We start from the raw sequence: 14538 nt of genomic DNA on the forward strand, positions 1-14538 counted from the left end.
TCTGCTGCGCGGCCCTTGGCCTGGCGCGTCATCGCGCTGCTGCGCGGCCCTGGCCTGGAGGCCCGGTGCGGGTCCGCCCCGCCGCTCGCTCAGTCCAGGCTGTCGCGGCGCCAGAGCGCCGCAGCCTCGGTCAGGTCGGCCGCCAGCTCCGTCAGGCGGAGCGCCCGCGTCGTGAGTTCGCTCGCGCGCTCGGATGCCACCAGGTCGGACTCGTCCGCCACGGCGGTCGCGCCGGCGGCGGTCAGTCGGCAGAACGACGCCCCGCGGTCGAGCGCCACCGCGAGGTCGCCCGTGTACAGGCCGTGCAGGATGCGGTCGGCGAGCGTCAGGATCTCCGCCGGCCCCGTCGGTTCCTCGGCACCCGCGACCGCCTGGTCGATCGTGCCGATCTGCGCCGTGCCCCGCTCGAACAGGTACGCGATCTCCTCCGGGTTCTGCCGGATGACGATGCGCACGAGGTACACCCGCCAGAGCGCCCCCGGCAGGGTGTGTGCCCCGACCCGTGCCCACAGTTCCGCGATGGCGTCGATGCCGTGCACGTCGGTGTAGGTGACGAGCCGCTCGACCACGGCGGGGTCCGGGTCCTCGCGCACGCGGTGCAGCAGGGCGTTCGCGGTCTCGTGCGCGACACGGTTCACGAGCGCCGGGTCCTCACCGCCCTGGATGGCGGCGAACTCGGCGTCGGTGAAGTGGACGGGACGGTGGTGATCGCGAGGCACCGCAGCAGTGTAGGCGCGGCCGGTGACACGCCCGCGTCCCGTTCGCCCAGAACGCAACGGCTGCGCCACGCGTACCGTGTTGCGGCAGGGAGGCGCTCCTCCCTGCACGTGAAGGAGAGGATCTTCCATGAACGCCCTGCTCATCATCCTGGCTGTGATCGCAGTCATCCTGCTGTTCGTCGGCGGTTTCGCTGCGAGCCTCAAGTTCCTGCTCTACGTCGGCATCGTGCTGCTGATCATCGCGGTCATCGCGTGGCTGCTGCGGACGCTCACCGGACGCCGGGGCTGACCCGGTCAGACGGTTCCGTCCCGGAGGCCCTCACCCGCTAGCCTTGCGGGTGAGGGCCTCTAGCTCAGTTGGTAGAGCACCGGACTTTTAATCCGAGGGTCGTGGGTTCGAGCCCCACGGGGCCCACACCTTCCTGAACGCCGGCTTTTCATCCGAGGGTCGTGGGTTCGAGTCCCACGGGGCCCACCTCCCAGTCTCGCTTCGCACTCTTGTCTAGAATGCGACGGATGGGCCGACGATCGCAGCGCGAGCGGCCGGGCACCCCCACCGGCCCGGCGACGATGCGCCGACGCCGCCGGAAGCTGGTGCCGGCACTCGCCCTCGGCGCGATGGCACTCGGGGTCTCCGGACTCCTGCTGATCCTGCCGAGCGTCTCGAGTGCCTGCCAGCCGGTGTCCTCGTCGACCTCGGCCTCGGCCGTCGCTGCCCCCGGCGTCTCGGCCGACCGCGTCGCTGCGGCGATCGAGCCCGGGTCACGCGTCCTGATCGTGGGTGACTCGTACACCTCGGGTCGGGGCTCGGCCAGCGGACTCCGCGGCTGGGCACAGGACCTCAGCGAGGACCGTGGGTGGACGGCCAAGATCGACGGGTACCCGGGCACCGGCTACGTCGACACCGGTCGGACCGGTTCGTCGCACTACACGTACGGGCCACGCCTCGAGCGGCACGCATCGTTCGACCCCCAGCTCGTGATCGTGCAGGGAAGCCAGAACGACTGGCTCGTCGACTCGGACACCCTCCGCGCCACGGTGGAGCGGACTCTCCGCACGGCGCAGCAGACCTGGCCGGATGCCGTCGTCGTCGCGCTCGGCCCGTCAGCACCGCTCCCGTGGGCGAACTCGACCGTCGGGGTCGCCGCGTCGGTCTCCGCGGGTGCCGCCGCCGCCGGTGTCCCCTACGTTGACGCCCTCGCCGGCAGGTGGTTCACGTCGAGCAACAGTCCGGGGTACTCCGCCGTCGACGGCGGCCACCCGAACGACGCCGGCTACCAGTACCTGGCGGACCGCGTCGGCGAGTCCCTCGACGTCCTCGGCGCACCCGTCGGCAGCGCCCGCTGCGTCTGAGCGGCGCCATCTGCTCCTGAACGGGGTACAACCCGTCCCCAGCGGGCTCATGGGAGATCCCCTGCCCACCACAGCCCGCCCTCAGCGGATTGTTGGGCTGCCGCCGATAGTGTCGTTCCCGGATCCGATCACCGGATCCTGCAGCACAGCACCACCACGAACGAACGGGGTACACCGTGATCGAGCCCATCGAAGCCACGCAGACCAGCACCACCGGTGACGCGCGCCGCATCGTCGAGCTCGCAGCAGCGACCAACACGACGATGAGCAACGAGCTCCTGCTCGACACGCTCCGCCGCAACGCCCAGGTCACGACCCGCCACATCCGCAAGGACTTCATCGAGGTCGCGACGGCCACCGCCGTGCTCGGCTACGTCTGCCGGCAGCGCAAGGACTTCATCGCGCTCCGTGGCGACGACCCGGCGTGGGCGCACGAGGTCGGCCGGTACGCGACCGAGTCCCTCGCGGTCGAGGCACTCCGGATGCGCCGCGGTTGACGCCCGGCGTCCGACACGAACGATGAAGGCCCCGCCGGACACCCGGCGGGGCCTTCGTCGTGTCAGCGGTGCGAGCTGACCGGAGTCCTCAGGACCAGACGCGGCGGATCCCCCACGAACCGGTCCAGGTCTCGTCCGGCTCGAGCCAGCGCAGGCCCTCGCCCGAGTTCAGGGCGTTCGCGGGCGCCGTCATCGGTTCGACCGCGACCGCCAGGCCCTTCCCGTCGCCCCGCGGGTACTCGCGCGAGGTGAAGACCTGCACGTAGGGGAACGAGGCGTCCTGCCAGAGCTCGACCCCGTCGCCCTCCGGCCCGTGCATCGTCGTGCGGCGGATCCCGTCGGCGTCGGGGGTGACGTCCGTGTAGGCGGTGTCGAGGTCCGAGTCCCCGGCACGTCGCCCCTGGCGCAGGTCGTACGGCGTGCCCTTGACCGGCACCGAACCGTTCGGGACCTTCTGCTCGTCGACGGTGAAGGCGGTCGCGGCGTCGAGCGTGACGACCAGGTCGTCGGCGGGGGTGTCACCGGCACGCAGGTACGGGTGCGCGCCGACAGCGAAGGGTGCGCGCACGCCCGAACGGTTCGTGACCTCGTGTGTGACACGGATGCCGTCGTCGACGAGTTCGTGCAGCACGCGCGTCTCGAGGGTGAAGGGCCACCCGTGCTGCGGGTGGATCGTCGCTTCCTGCTGGATCGACGTCTCGGTCTGCGAGACCACCCGGTACGGGGCGAACCGGAGCAGTCCGTGCGACGCGTTGCCGTACTTCGGCTCCGAGACGTCGAGCTGCTGCCGCTTGCCGTCGAACTCCCACACACCACCGGCGACGCGGTTCGGCCAGGGCGCCAGGACGATGCCGTTCGCCCCCGGCGGCTGCTCGGTCACGGGGAACGGCTCGGTGATGTCGAAGCCGGCGACGCGGAGTTCGCGGATGCCCGCGGCGACCTCGGTGACCACGGCTTCGACGACCCCGTCGGGTCCGGCGTGGTGGAGGCGGTACTGGCCACCCGTGGGTGCTGCGGTCATGGGGTGTTCTTCCTTCCGGCTGGTTCGGTGTGCTGCTCGCCGTCGGCGACGATCACCTGGGCCCCGGCCGCCCGGATCGTGGCGACCGCGGCGGCGTCGGCCTCGGCGGTGACGACGACGTCGATGTCCTCGAGCGCGCGGACGACCCCGATGTGGGCCCGGCCGAACTTCGACCCGTCCGCGACCACGACCGTACGCCGGGCCGTCGCCGCGAGCATCCGCTTGGCCTCGGTCTCGGGCAGGTTCACGTTCGTCAGGCCGTGGTCGACGTCGAGTCCGGTCCCGCCGAGGAACACGACGTCCGCGGCGATCATCGGTAGGACCGCGCCGTTGAAGGGGGCGACGAGCGAGTGCTGCAGGGGCCGGAGGGTGCCGCCGGTGACGATCACGGTGAAGCGCGGGACCGCACGCTCGAGCGCGAGCGCCGTGGTGAGGGAGTTCGTGACGACCGTGACGCCGGTGAGCTCGGTGCGCGCCACGAGGGCCTCGGCGACGGCGGCCGGCGTGGTGCCGACGTCGAGGACGACGCACTCCCCCGGGCGGACCAGCGCAGCGGCCGCACGGCCGATGGCGGCCTTGGCCACCTGGTGCTCGACGGCGGTCTCCTCGAAGGGGCGCTCGGTGGACCCGGCCCCGAGGCGGACCGCGCCTCCGTGCACCCGCCGGATCCGGGCCTCCTGGTCGAGGACGGCGAGGTCCTGGCGGACCGTCACCTCGCTGGTGCCGAGGGACGCGGCCAACGCGGCCGTCCGGACCATGCCGGGGGCGCCGTCGACGATCGCGACGATGCGGTCCTGCCGGAGGGGCGCGGGCAGCGCGCCGGCGAGGAAGGAGAGGTCGGCGTCCGTCATGTGCACAGTTTCGCTTGCTTCCGATGTCTTTCGCAACGCTTCGGATGGGCGCTAGGCTGTTCCGGTGATCACCAAGCGCGTGACGAAGCTCGCGGACGGCCGCGACCTCTTCTACTTCGACGACGCCGACTCGACGCTGCCCGCAGAACGCAGCATCGACGAGCGCGTGCTCGACCCGCGGCCCGAGACGGCGCGGATGCGGCAGGACGTCCTGACGGGCGAGTGGGTTTCGATCGCGGCGTCCCGGCAGAACCGGGTGTTCCTGCCGCCGGCCGACCAGGACCCGCTCTCGCCCCAGAGCCCGGCCAACCCGTCCGAGGTCCCGAGCCGCTACGACGTCGCCGTGTTCGAGAACCGCTCGCCGTCGTTCGGACCGCTGCTCGAAGCCGACGACGCCCCCGAGTCGCTCGAGTCCCTGAGCGACGTCGGCCTGAACCGCCAGCTCCGCTCGGTCGGCCGGTGCGAGGTCGTGTGCTTCTCGCCCGAGACCTCCGGGTCCTTCGCCTCCATCTCCGAGTCGCGTGCCCGCACCGTCGTCGAAGCCTGGGCCGACCGCACCGCCGCACTCTCCGCGATGCCGGGCATCCAGCAGGTGTTCCCCTTCGAGAACCGGGGCGAGGCGATCGGTGTCACGCTGCACCACCCGCACGGGCAGATCTACTCGTACCCGTACATCACGCCGCGCACCCAGCGCCTGCTCGCGAGCATCGAGCGATTCGGGCCGGACCTGTTCGAGCAGCACCTCGCGAACGAGCGGGGTTCCGAGCGGGTCGTCCTCGCTGGCGAGCACTTCACCGCCTTCGTCCCGTTCGCCGCGCGCTGGCCCATCGAGATCCACATGCTGCCGCACCGCCACGTCCCCGACTTCGCGGGCCTGACCGACGCCGAGAAGGACGAGCTGGCCCACATGCACCTCCGGCTCACGCGTGGGCTCGACGCGCTCTACGGCGACCCGACGCCGTACATCGCCGCGTGGCACCAGGCACCGGTGCACACCGCCCGCGACACCGTGCGGCTGATGCTGCAGATCACCTCGCCGCGACGAGCGGCGGACAAGTTGAAGTTCCTGGCCGGCAGCGAAGCCGCCATGGGCGCCTGGATCGGGGACCTCGTGCCCGAGAAGGCGGCCGAGTTCATCCGACAGGGAGTCGAGCGCGCATGACGTTCCAGCAGGTCTACGGGTACGAGCCGACGGTGCGGTACTCCGCCCCGGGTCGCGTCAACCTGATCGGTGAGCACACCGACTACAACGACGGCTACGTGCTGCCCTTCGCGATCGACCGTCGCACCACCGCCTCCATCGCGCAGCGCGACGACCGGACGATCCGCGTCGCCTCCGCCTTCGACGCCACGAGTGAGCCGGTGGCGCTGTCCCTCGACGACCTGTCGCCCGAGGCGATGGGCGGCTGGTCGGCGTACGTCTTCGGCATCGCCTGGGCCCTGCGCGAGCAGGCCGGAGCCGATCTGGGCGACAAGACCGGGTTCGACGTCTTCATCGAGTCCGACGTGCCGGTCGGTGCGGGCCTGTCGTCCAGTGCGGCGATCGAGTGCGGTGTCGCGCTGGCCTTCAACGACCTGTGGGAACTCGGCCTCGACCGGAAGACCCTGGCGCGCGTCGGGCAGTACTCGGAGAACCACGCCGTCGGTGCCCCCACCGGGATCATGGACCAGTCCGCCTCGCTGCTCGGCGAGCAGGACGCCGTCGTGTTCCTCGACTGCCGCACGCTCGACACCGCCGTCGTCGACCTGGCGCTCGAGGCGAACGGGCTCGAGGTCCTGGTGATCGACACACGCGTCGAGCACGCCCACGCAACCGGTGGCTACGCGGCTCGTCGGGCCTCGTGCGAGAAGGGTGCGCGGGTGCTCGGTGTCGAGGCACTGCGTGACGTCAGCGTCGAGGATCTCCCTCGTGCGCAGGAGCTCCTGGACGACGAGACCTTCCGCCGGGTCCGGCACATCGTGACCGAGGACCAGCGCGTCCTCGACACCGTCCGCACGCTGCGCGAACAGGGTCCCCGGGCGATCGGTTCCCTGCTCGTCGCGTCGCACGAGTCGATGCGCGACGACTTCGAGATCTCCGTGCCGGAGCTCGACCTGGCCGTCGCGACCGCCGTCGAGCACGGTGCCGTCGGTGCGCGCATGACCGGTGGTGGGTTCGGCGGTGCGGCGATCGCGCTGGTCGACCAGGAGTCACGCGGGGCGATCACCGCCGCCGTCACCGCCGCCTTCGCCGACGCCGGGTTCCGCGAGCCGAACGTGTTCACGGTGCACGCCGCGCAGGGCGCCCGGCGCGACTGACGGCGCTCCGCCGCTCGACGTTTCGCGCTCAACGACAGTTCACGCGGCGATCAGCCCGTGGACTGTCGCTCAGCGCGAAAGAACAGCAGCGTCCCGCCGCGCGCCCGCCGACTCAGCCGAGGTAGTCCGCGTACCGGACGTGTTCCACCACGTTCCCGAGCACGAACGGGTGCGTCCGACCGTGCTCCACGGCCCACTCCACCCACGCGGTCTGCGCCGGCATGAGCAACCACACCAGGGCGGTGGTCCCGAGCACGGCGGCCAGGGTCAGGCCCATCACGGTGTGCTCGTCGAACCGGGCTGCACCTCGGCGGGCGATCGCGACGACGAACCCGGCGACCGCGAACCCCACCGTCGCGAGCGTCCATCCGGACCAGGGGCCCGACGTGAACGTGTACTCCTGGCCGGCGTGCACGAAGGTCGTCGCCCAGGTCGACCCGGGAGCCTGGAACAGCACGCAGATCGCCACGATGACGATCAGCCACCGGGCGTCCTTGGTCAGTTGCGACGGCTCGGGCCGGGCTCGCATCACCGGCGTCGTCTGCAGTCGTTCGTCCCCCATGCCGCGACCGTAGCACCGGCGGAGTGCACTTCGTGAGCAGCAATGGTCGGGTGCGATGACGCCACCCGACCATTGCTGCACACCATCGCGACGCGACCAGCACGCGAGCGTCACGCGAGCGCACGCCGCGCGCGACCGCGCGCTACTTCAGCTGGCGCTCGGCGGCCTCGACGACGTTCTTCATGAGCATCGCGCGGGTCATCGGCCCGACGCCACCGGGGGTGGGCGACAGGAAGCCCGCGACCGACGCGACCGCGGGGTCGACGTCGCCGTGCAGCTTCGCCTTGCCGGTCTCCTCGTTGACCACGCGGGTGATCCCCACGTCGATGACGGCGGCTCCGGGCTGGACCCAGTCCGGCTTGACGAGCCCGGCGACCCCGGCCGCGGCGACGATGATGTCGGCGCGACGGCACTCCGCGGCGACGTCGGCGGTCAGCGAGTGCGTCAGGGTCGCGGTCGCCTCGAGCCGCGTGAGCAGCAGGCCGAGCGGCCGTCCGACGGTCAGCCCCTGGCCGATGATCGTGACGTGCGCGCCACGGATCGGGATCTCGTACGCGTCGAGCATCGCGACGATGCCCCGCGGGGTGCACGGCAGCGGTGCGTCGATCGTGCCGGCACCACCGGGCACGGCGAGCACGAGCTCGCCGAGGTTCGTCGGGTGCAGGCCGTCGGCGTCCTTCGACGGGTCCATCAGCTCGAGCATCGGCGTCGGGTCGATGCCCTGCGGCAGCGGGAGCTGCACGATGAACGCGGTGACCCGGGGGTCGTCGTTCATCTGCAGGATCGCGGCCCGGATGTCGGCAGCGGACACCGTCTCGGGCAGGTCGATGCGGTGCGAGTCGAGCCCGATCGACGCCGAGTCGCGGTGCTTGCCCGCGACGTAGGACATCGAGCCGGGGTTCGAGCCGACCATGATCGTGCCGAGACCCGGACGGATGCCGTGCTCGTGCAGGCGGTCGATCCGGCCCCGGAGTTCGTCGAGCGTCCGGGCGGCGAGGGCCGTGCCGTCGATGCGGACGGCACTCCCTTCACCGGCCCAGAGCTCGCGCGGGAGCGCCGCGCTGACCGAACCGCTCACGCGTAGAGCGGGAACGCGTCGGTCAGGACCTTCACCCGCGCCGAGAGCGCTGCGACGTCCGGGTTCGGCATGAGGGTCAGCGCGATGATGTCGGCCACCTCGGTGAACTCGGCGTCGCCGAAGCCGCGGGTCGCCAGCGCCGAGGTGCCGATGCGGACACCCGAGGTGACCATCGGCGGGCGCGGGTCGAACGGCACGGAGTTGCGGTTCACGGTGATGCCGACCTCGTGCAGCAGGTCTTCGGCCTGCTTGCCGTCGACCTCGGACGCGCGCAGGTCGACGAGCACCAGGTGCACGTCGGTGCCGCCGGTGAGCACGTCGATGCCCGCGGCCTTGGCGTCGTCGGCGGTCAGACGGGCGGCGAGGGCCTGGGCGCCGCGGATGGTGCGCTCCTGACGGTCCTTGAACTCCGGGGTGCCGGCGAGCAGGAACGCGGTGGCCTTCGCGGCGATCACGTGCATGAGCGGGCCGCCCTGCTGGCCCGGGAAGACCGCGGAGTTCAGCTTCTTGAACAGGGTCTCGTCGTTCGACAGGATGATGCCCGAGCGGGGGCCACCGAGGGTCTTGTGGACCGTCGACGAGACGACGTGGGCGTGCGGCACCGGGGACGGGTGCAGCCCGGCGGCGACGAGGCCGGCGAAGTGCGCCATGTCGACCCAGAGCTTCGCGCCGACCTCGTCCGCGATCTCGCGGAACTTCGCGAAGTCGAGCTGGCGCGGGTAGGCGGACCACCCGGCGATCAGGACCTTCGGCTGGTGCTCGATGGCCTTGGCGCGGATGTCGTCGTAGTCGACCTCGAACGTCTCGGGGTCGACGCCGTACGCCACGGCGTTGTAGATGCGGCCCGAGAAGTTGAGCTTCATGCCGTGGGTCAGGTGACCACCGTGCGCGAGCTCGAGGCCGAGGATGGTGTCGCCGGCCGAGGCGATGGCGTGCAGGACGGCCGCGTTGGCCGTGGCACCGGAGTGCGGCTGCACGTTCGCGTACTCGGCACCGAAGAGCGCCTTGGCACGGTCGATGGCGAGCTGCTCGGCGACGTCGACGTACTCGCAGCCGCCGTAGTAGCGCTTGCCCGGGTAGCCCTCGGCGTACTTGTTGGTGAGCACGGAGCCCTGCGACTCGAGCACGGCGCGCGGCACGAAGTTCTCGGACGCGATCATCTCGAGGGTGTGGCGCTGGCGGCCGAGCTCCTGCTGCAGGACGGCGGCGATCTCGGGATCGACCTCGGCGAGCGGGGCGTTGAAGGCGGCGCGGGCGGCGGCCTGCTCGGCCACCTCAGCCGAGTCGGAGACGAACGGGGGCAGATCGGCAATGGACACGGGACTCCTACGGTGTGCGGACGACCAGCTGGTCGCACTCGGACGGTCGGTCGGTGCAGCCCAGGCGTACGGCCGCGCACCGTGTCTTTGTCGCTCCCCGATGGTGACCCATCCAACGCCAGTCGCGACCTGACGATCGTACCGAGCCACCGCACCCTGTGTCACCCTGGATGCATGACGCTGCTCTCGCCCGACGTGGACGAACGGACCACCACGGACGAACGGACCAGTGCGCGGGCGGACACCCCGTGGGTCACGGTGGTGTGGGACGACCCGGTGAACCTGATGTCGTACGTCACCTACGTCTTCCAGCGGCACTTCGGGTTCTCACGCGAGCAGGCCGAGCGGCTCATGCACCAGGTCAACGACGACGGCCGGGCGATCGTGGCGACCGGCCCGCGTGAGTCGATGGAGGCCCACGTGCAGTCCATGCACGGCTACGGGCTGCAGGCGACCGTCGACAAGGCTCCCGAAGCGTGATCCCGTTCGTCCGCCGCGCCGACGGCGTCCACCTCGGCCTGTCCTCCGGCGAGCGCGACCTGCTCGCCTCGCTCACCGAGCAGCTGCAGCAGGTGCTCGGCGGCGACCTGTCCACCGACCCGCTCAGCGAGCGGATGTTCCCGGATGCCTACCCGGATGACGACGCAGCGAGCGCGGAGTTCCGGAAGTACACGCAGTCCGACCTGCTCACGCAGAAGACGACGAACGCCTCGATCGTGCACGACTGGCTGACGGGCACCCGCGACGGTTCGCTCGACGCCGAGGACGAGCAGGCGTGGCTCCGCACCCTCACCGACCTGCGGCTGACGATCGCTGACCGGCTGGGCATCGTGGACGCCGACGACGAGGAGCGCTCCGTCGAGGCCGACGCGGGCGTCGGCCTGCGCGACGTCTACGACTGGCTCGGCTACGTGCAGGAACACTTGGTCGTCGCGCTCACGTCGCGCTGACGGCCCACGGCCTGGAGGCCCGGATCACCTCCGGTGCGGCGGGTCACCCCAGCAGGTCGTCGCGGTGGGCTCGCGCCCAGTCGGTCAGGCTCCGGGGTGCGGTGCCGGTGATGCGCCGGACGTCGTCGCTCATCACGTCGACGCCGTCGAGACCGCGGCGGACGACCCGGCCGAACTGCTGCCGGAGCCCCTCGGCCTGCCACGCGGGCACGCCGCTCACGCGCAGCACGCCGGCGTAGACCCGGCTCGGCAGGTGCAAGGCGCGCACGGGTCGGCCGAGCCCGGTGGCGAGCGCGGCGGCGACACCCCGCGCATCGAGCAGGTCCGGGCCGGTGAGCACCGGTTCGGTGCCGTCGTGGCCGTCCTCCGTCAGCACCCGGGCGGCGGTCCGGGCGATGTCCTCGGTGTCGATCCAGCCGATCACCCCGCGGCCCGTGGTGTGCGGGAACCACCCCCGTCGGATCGCCGGGGCCGAGGGCTGCACGTTCGTCATGAACGACGAGGGGTGCAGGATCGTCCACGCCAGCCCGCTCTCGCGCACCAGCCGGTCGATGTGCCAGGCGGCGCTCGCCCACGACATCGGGGAGTGCTCAGCGGCGTCCCCGCCCGACAGCTGCACGATCCGGCCGATCCCTGCACGCTGCGCCGCACGGACCCCGGTGGTGCCCTGCTCGCGCTGCCGCTGGCTGACCGGCGTCACGAGGAAGAACCGGTCGACCCCCTCGAGCGCCGCGGTGAGCGCGTCCTCGTCGTCCAGGTCGGCCAGACGTCCGTCGATGCCCCGCGCCCGGAGCGCGTCGACCTGTTCGGGCCGTCGGACCACGGCACGCACCGTCACCCCGGCCGCCCGCAGCAGCTCCGCAGTCTTGCCCCCGACGTCCCCGGTCACGCCGGTGACCGCCACGATCTCGCCCATGTCTGCTCCTCGTCCCGCTGACCCATTCTGGTATCAGTTTCCTGATACCAGAACGTACGCCGGTACGATCGCCCCGTGCCCCAGGAACTCCCAGCCCCGCGCGACGACGTCGACGGCATCGTGGCGTGGACGGTGATCCGGGCCGCACGGACGCTCTCCCGTCGGCTCGCGGCCGAGCTGGCGCCGCTCGGGTTGACACCCGTGGAGTTCGGGGCGCTCATCCAGCTCGCGGCGGCGGGCGAGCTCAGCCAGGCCGACCTGGCGCGAGCGGTCGGCGTCCGACCGCAGAGCATGACGACGCTCGTCGGAGGGCTCTCGACGCGGGGACTCGTGGAGCGGGGCGCCGCACCGGGCCGGGGACGGGCCTCCCGGATGCGGCTGACCGACCAGGGCGAGGCGCTGCTGGCACGCGCCCACCCGATCGTCCGGGCGAGCAACGCGTGGTTCGGCGACGGTGCGGAACCGATCTCGGCGACCCTGCTCCCGCTGCTCGAGCCGGACGCGGGCGACGACGGGTCCGCCGTTCCCTGAGCGATATCAGAAGGCAAACTTGCAAGGCGGGCTGGTGACGGACTAGCCTCCGGGCGTGACCGACGCACCGGAGACCGACCCGACCGACCTGGCCGACGCCGTGCTGACGATGCACGGGCGACTGCGGCGGTCGTTGCTGGCCTCGAAGTCGGACGACGTCACGGCGTCGCAGACCGCCGCCCTCGGACGCCTGCTGCGGCACGGGCCGGCCACCATCGCCGACCTGGCGCGAGCCGAGGGTGTCCGACCGCAGTCGATGGGCGCGACCGTCCAGGCCCTGGTCGACCTCGGCCTGGCCGAGCGGCAGGCCGACCCGACGGACGGCCGACGGGCGATCGTCAGCGCGACGGCGGCCGGTCGGGACGCCCGCCAGACCGCCTGGGCCGCGCGGAACCACGAGCTCGCTGAGCGGCTCGCGACCCTGCCCGAGGCGGACCGCCGCGTCGTCGCGCGGGCGATGGACCTGCTCGGGCCGATCGTCGATCCCTGACCCGCACCCCTCGCCCAGTCCAGCAACCGGAAGAAGCGCTCTCACGTCCACCACCACCACCACGACCCCCGACACGACCACGGGCAACGGCTTCGGCCCGAAGCTCCTCATCCCGGTGCTCGTCGGGCCCCTGCTCAACCCGATCAACACCACGATGGTGTCCGTCGCCCTCACCCCGATCTCCCGCGACCTGGGCATCGGTGCGGCGCAGGCGATCTGGCTCGTCGCGGCCCTGTACCTGGCGAGTGCGATCGCGCAGCCCACGATGGGCAAGCTCGCCGACCGGTTCGGCCCGAAGAAGGTGTTCCTGACCGGGCTCGTCATCGTCGGGATCGCCGGGGTGGTGCCCGAGGTCCTGACCGGGTTCGGCGGGGCCGTGTTCGCCCGGGTGCTCATCGGCATCGGGACGTCGTCGGCGTACCCGGCGGCGCTCACCACCCTCCGACAGCACTCCGTCCGGATCGGGAAGCCCACGCCGCCGCTCGTGCTCGGGGCGCTGTCGATCACGTCGCTCGTGTCCGCCGCCGCCGGCCCACCGCTCGGCGGGGCGCTCATCGCCGCGTTCGGCTGGCACGCGATCTTCCTGGTGAACGTGCCGCTCGCGGTGTTCGGCATCGTCGTGGCGACGCTCTGGCTGCCGTCCGACCGGCTGCGTCCACGAGACGACGCCGAGCTGCCGGTGCTGCAGGCGCTCGACCCGCTCGGCATGGTGCTGATGACCGGGACCGTCTCGGCGCTGCTCGTCTTCCTGCTCGACCTGTCCGCCGGGCTGTGGTGGCTGCTCGCGGTGGCCGTCGTGCTGCTCGTCGCCCTGGTGGCGTGGGAGCTGCGGGCCGTGCGACCGTTCGTCGACGTACGGCTGCTCGCCCGGAACGGCGCGTTGTCCCGCACGTACGGCCGCCTGTTCCTGACCTACCTGCTCGCCTACACGATGACCTACGGGTTCTCGCAGTGGGTGCAGGACGTCGCGGGCTACCCGAGCGACGTCGCCGGGTACATCCAGCTGCCGGCCGCGATCGTCGCCGGGGTGGCCTCGTTCGTGGTCGCACGGAAGACCGCGATCCGCGGGCCGCTCGTCGTCGCCGCACTGGTGCCGATCCTGGGCGGTGTGCTCCTGCTCTTCCTGCACACCGGGTCGCCCGTCGTCCTGCTCGCCCTGACCCCGGCGCTGTTCGGGGTGCCGCAGGCCCTGGCGTCGGTGTCGAACCAGGCGGCGCTGTACCGGCTCGTCCCCGCGGAGTACATCGGCACCGCGGCCGGGCTGTCGCGCACCGCGGTGTACATCGGGGCGATCGCGGCGTCCTCGCTCATCGGTGGCGTGTTCGGCCAGGCCCCGACGACGCCGGACCTGCACGTGCTGGCGTGGGTGATCCTCGGCGTCGCGGTGCTCTTGACGGTGCTGACCCTGGCCGACCGTCGCCTGCGGGACGCCGACGCCGGGCGCGCCACCGCCGCTGCGCCCGCGCCGGCATCCACGCCCGCGCCCGCACCCGCACCCGCACCCGCGCCCGACGCCGAGTGAGCAGAAGATGACGGGTCGCACCCCCGCACCCGACGTCTTCTGCTCACTCGGCGGCCTCCGGACGTCCTGGAGCACCTCGCCACCCGCGGACCGGTAGCGTCGCGGGCATGGCGAACGGCGGCGGGTTCAGCAGCGACACCAAGGCAGGCGCGATCTGGAACGTGGTGATCTGCGGCATCCTCTGCATCGGCATCCCGATCGCGGCGATCGTCAACGCCGACCGGGGCTCCGCGTACGTCGGCATCGGCATCGCGGCGACGGTCCTGGCCCTGTGCATGGAGGTCTACTTCGTCCGTCGTCTGCTCGCGCGCCGGCGCTGACGCCGGGCGCGCCACCGCTGCCGCGCCCGCCACTGACGGTTCGTGAGCACAAATGGTCGAGTCGCCGCGGCGCACTCGACCATTCCTGCTCACGAAGCGCGTCCCCCGCGG

Annotated in this window: 18 protein-coding genes, 1 tRNA gene and 1 riboswitch; of the genes, 12 read left to right on the forward strand and 7 right to left on the reverse strand. The window is 71.9% G+C overall.

Annotation, left to right across the window (positions count from 1 at the left end; genetic code table 11):
- Positions 1–89 precede the first annotated feature (89 nt).
- The gene (locus DEJ04_RS10450; RefSeq protein WP_027466634.1) at positions 90–719 is read right to left on the reverse strand and encodes a hypothetical protein; all 630 of its coding nucleotides are present in this window, start codon (positions 717–719) and stop codon (positions 90–92) included.
- 127 nt (positions 720–846) lie between these two features.
- Here DEJ04_RS10450 and DEJ04_RS18200 point away from each other — a divergent pair, with 127 nt between their 5' ends.
- The 4 genes from DEJ04_RS18200 to DEJ04_RS10465 all read left to right on the forward strand — a co-directional run bounded on the left by DEJ04_RS18200 (position 847) and on the right by DEJ04_RS10465 (position 2569).
- A complete protein-coding gene (locus DEJ04_RS18200; RefSeq protein WP_017888098.1) occupies positions 847–1008 on the forward strand; it encodes a hypothetical protein in 162 nt (53 codons plus the stop codon).
- 53 nt (positions 1009–1061) lie between these two features.
- A tRNA-Lys gene (locus tag DEJ04_RS10455) sits at positions 1062–1134 on the forward strand.
- A 101-nt stretch (positions 1135–1235) separates the two neighbouring features.
- A complete protein-coding gene (locus DEJ04_RS10460) occupies positions 1236–2072 on the forward strand; it encodes an SGNH/GDSL hydrolase family protein (protein WP_181437790.1) in 837 nt (278 codons plus the stop codon).
- 176 nt (positions 2073–2248) lie between these two features.
- Positions 2249–2569 carry a hypothetical protein gene (locus tag DEJ04_RS10465; RefSeq protein WP_027466636.1) on the forward strand — a complete coding sequence of 107 codons (321 nt, stop codon included), beginning with the start codon at positions 2249–2251 and terminating at the stop codon, positions 2567–2569.
- Between the two features lie 88 nt (positions 2570–2657).
- Here DEJ04_RS10465 and DEJ04_RS10470 read toward each other — a convergent pair whose 3' ends face one another.
- Positions 2658–3590: an aldose 1-epimerase family protein gene (locus DEJ04_RS10470; RefSeq protein WP_111047022.1), complete on the reverse strand. Its 933-nt coding sequence runs from the start codon at positions 3588–3590 to the stop codon at positions 2658–2660.
- Entirely contained in the window at positions 3587–4441 is an 855-nt protein-coding gene (locus tag DEJ04_RS10475) for a DeoR/GlpR family DNA-binding transcription regulator (RefSeq protein ID WP_111047023.1), read from the reverse strand. Before DEJ04_RS10475 ends, DEJ04_RS10470 begins: the two co-directional genes overlap by 4 nt.
- Before the next feature lie 64 nt (positions 4442–4505).
- Here DEJ04_RS10475 and galT point away from each other — a divergent pair, with 64 nt between their 5' ends.
- Both galT and galK read left to right on the forward strand, forming a co-directional pair.
- Complete coding sequence (galT, locus tag DEJ04_RS10480) at positions 4506–5603, forward strand: galactose-1-phosphate uridylyltransferase (protein WP_111047024.1); 1098 nt, start codon at positions 4506–4508, stop codon at positions 5601–5603.
- Positions 5600–6739 (forward strand): galactokinase, encoded by a 1140-nt coding sequence (gene galK / locus DEJ04_RS10485; RefSeq protein ID WP_111047025.1) that lies wholly within the window; start codon positions 5600–5602, stop codon positions 6737–6739. The genes galT and galK overlap by 4 nt, the downstream gene beginning before the upstream one ends.
- A 112-nt stretch (positions 6740–6851) precedes the next feature.
- On the opposite strand, the gene DEJ04_RS10490 is transcribed toward galK, so the two are convergent.
- From DEJ04_RS10490 to glyA, 3 genes are all read right to left on the reverse strand, one after another.
- Positions 6852–7301 (reverse strand): hypothetical protein, encoded by a 450-nt coding sequence (locus DEJ04_RS10490; protein ID WP_111047026.1) that lies wholly within the window; start codon positions 7299–7301, stop codon positions 6852–6854.
- A gap of 142 nt (positions 7302–7443) precedes the next feature.
- Complete coding sequence (locus DEJ04_RS10495) at positions 7444–8379, reverse strand: tetrahydrofolate dehydrogenase/cyclohydrolase catalytic domain-containing protein (protein WP_111047027.1); 936 nt, start codon at positions 8377–8379, stop codon at positions 7444–7446.
- Positions 8376–9653: a serine hydroxymethyltransferase gene (gene glyA, locus DEJ04_RS10500; RefSeq protein WP_111047049.1), complete on the reverse strand. Its 1278-nt coding sequence runs from the start codon at positions 9651–9653 to the stop codon at positions 8376–8378. Before glyA ends, DEJ04_RS10495 begins: the two co-directional genes overlap by 4 nt.
- Positions 9654–9749: 96 nt before the next feature.
- Positions 9750–9834, reverse strand: a riboswitch (ZMP/ZTP riboswitch).
- Positions 9835–9872: 38 nt separating this feature from the next.
- On the opposite strand from glyA, the gene clpS reads away from it, so the two are divergent.
- Entirely contained in the window at positions 9873–10178 is a 306-nt protein-coding gene (gene clpS / locus DEJ04_RS10505; protein ID WP_071404706.1) for an ATP-dependent Clp protease adapter ClpS, read from the forward strand.
- A complete protein-coding gene (locus tag DEJ04_RS10510) occupies positions 10175–10648 on the forward strand; it encodes a DUF2017 family protein (protein ID WP_111047028.1) in 474 nt (157 codons plus the stop codon). The genes clpS and DEJ04_RS10510 overlap by 4 nt, the downstream gene beginning before the upstream one ends.
- A 43-nt stretch (positions 10649–10691) precedes the next feature.
- On the opposite strand, the gene DEJ04_RS10515 is transcribed toward DEJ04_RS10510, so the two are convergent.
- Entirely contained in the window at positions 10692–11564 is an 873-nt protein-coding gene (locus DEJ04_RS10515; RefSeq protein ID WP_111047029.1) for an NAD(P)H-binding protein, read from the reverse strand.
- Positions 11565–11639: 75 nt separating this feature from the next.
- Here DEJ04_RS10515 and DEJ04_RS10520 point away from each other — a divergent pair, with 75 nt between their 5' ends.
- The 4 genes from DEJ04_RS10520 to DEJ04_RS10535 all read left to right on the forward strand — a co-directional run bounded on the left by DEJ04_RS10520 (position 11640) and on the right by DEJ04_RS10535 (position 14427).
- Complete coding sequence (locus DEJ04_RS10520) at positions 11640–12095, forward strand: MarR family winged helix-turn-helix transcriptional regulator (RefSeq protein WP_111032312.1); 456 nt, start codon at positions 11640–11642, stop codon at positions 12093–12095.
- Positions 12096–12150: 55 nt separating this feature from the next.
- Complete coding sequence (locus DEJ04_RS10525; protein ID WP_071404703.1) at positions 12151–12585, forward strand: MarR family winged helix-turn-helix transcriptional regulator; 435 nt, start codon at positions 12151–12153, stop codon at positions 12583–12585.
- Between the two features lie 115 nt (positions 12586–12700).
- Positions 12701–14107: an MFS transporter gene (locus tag DEJ04_RS10530; protein ID WP_111047030.1), complete on the forward strand. Its 1407-nt coding sequence runs from the start codon at positions 12701–12703 to the stop codon at positions 14105–14107.
- A gap of 107 nt (positions 14108–14214) precedes the next feature.
- On the forward strand, positions 14215–14427 hold the full coding sequence (locus tag DEJ04_RS10535; RefSeq protein ID WP_111029042.1) for a hypothetical protein: 213 nt from the start codon (positions 14215–14217) through the stop codon (positions 14425–14427).
- Positions 14428–14538: the final 111 nt, after the last annotated feature.

Source organism: Curtobacterium sp. MCLR17_044 (assembly GCF_003234435.1).
Lineage (GTDB): Bacteria > Actinomycetota > Actinomycetes > Actinomycetales > Microbacteriaceae > Curtobacterium > Curtobacterium flaccumfaciens.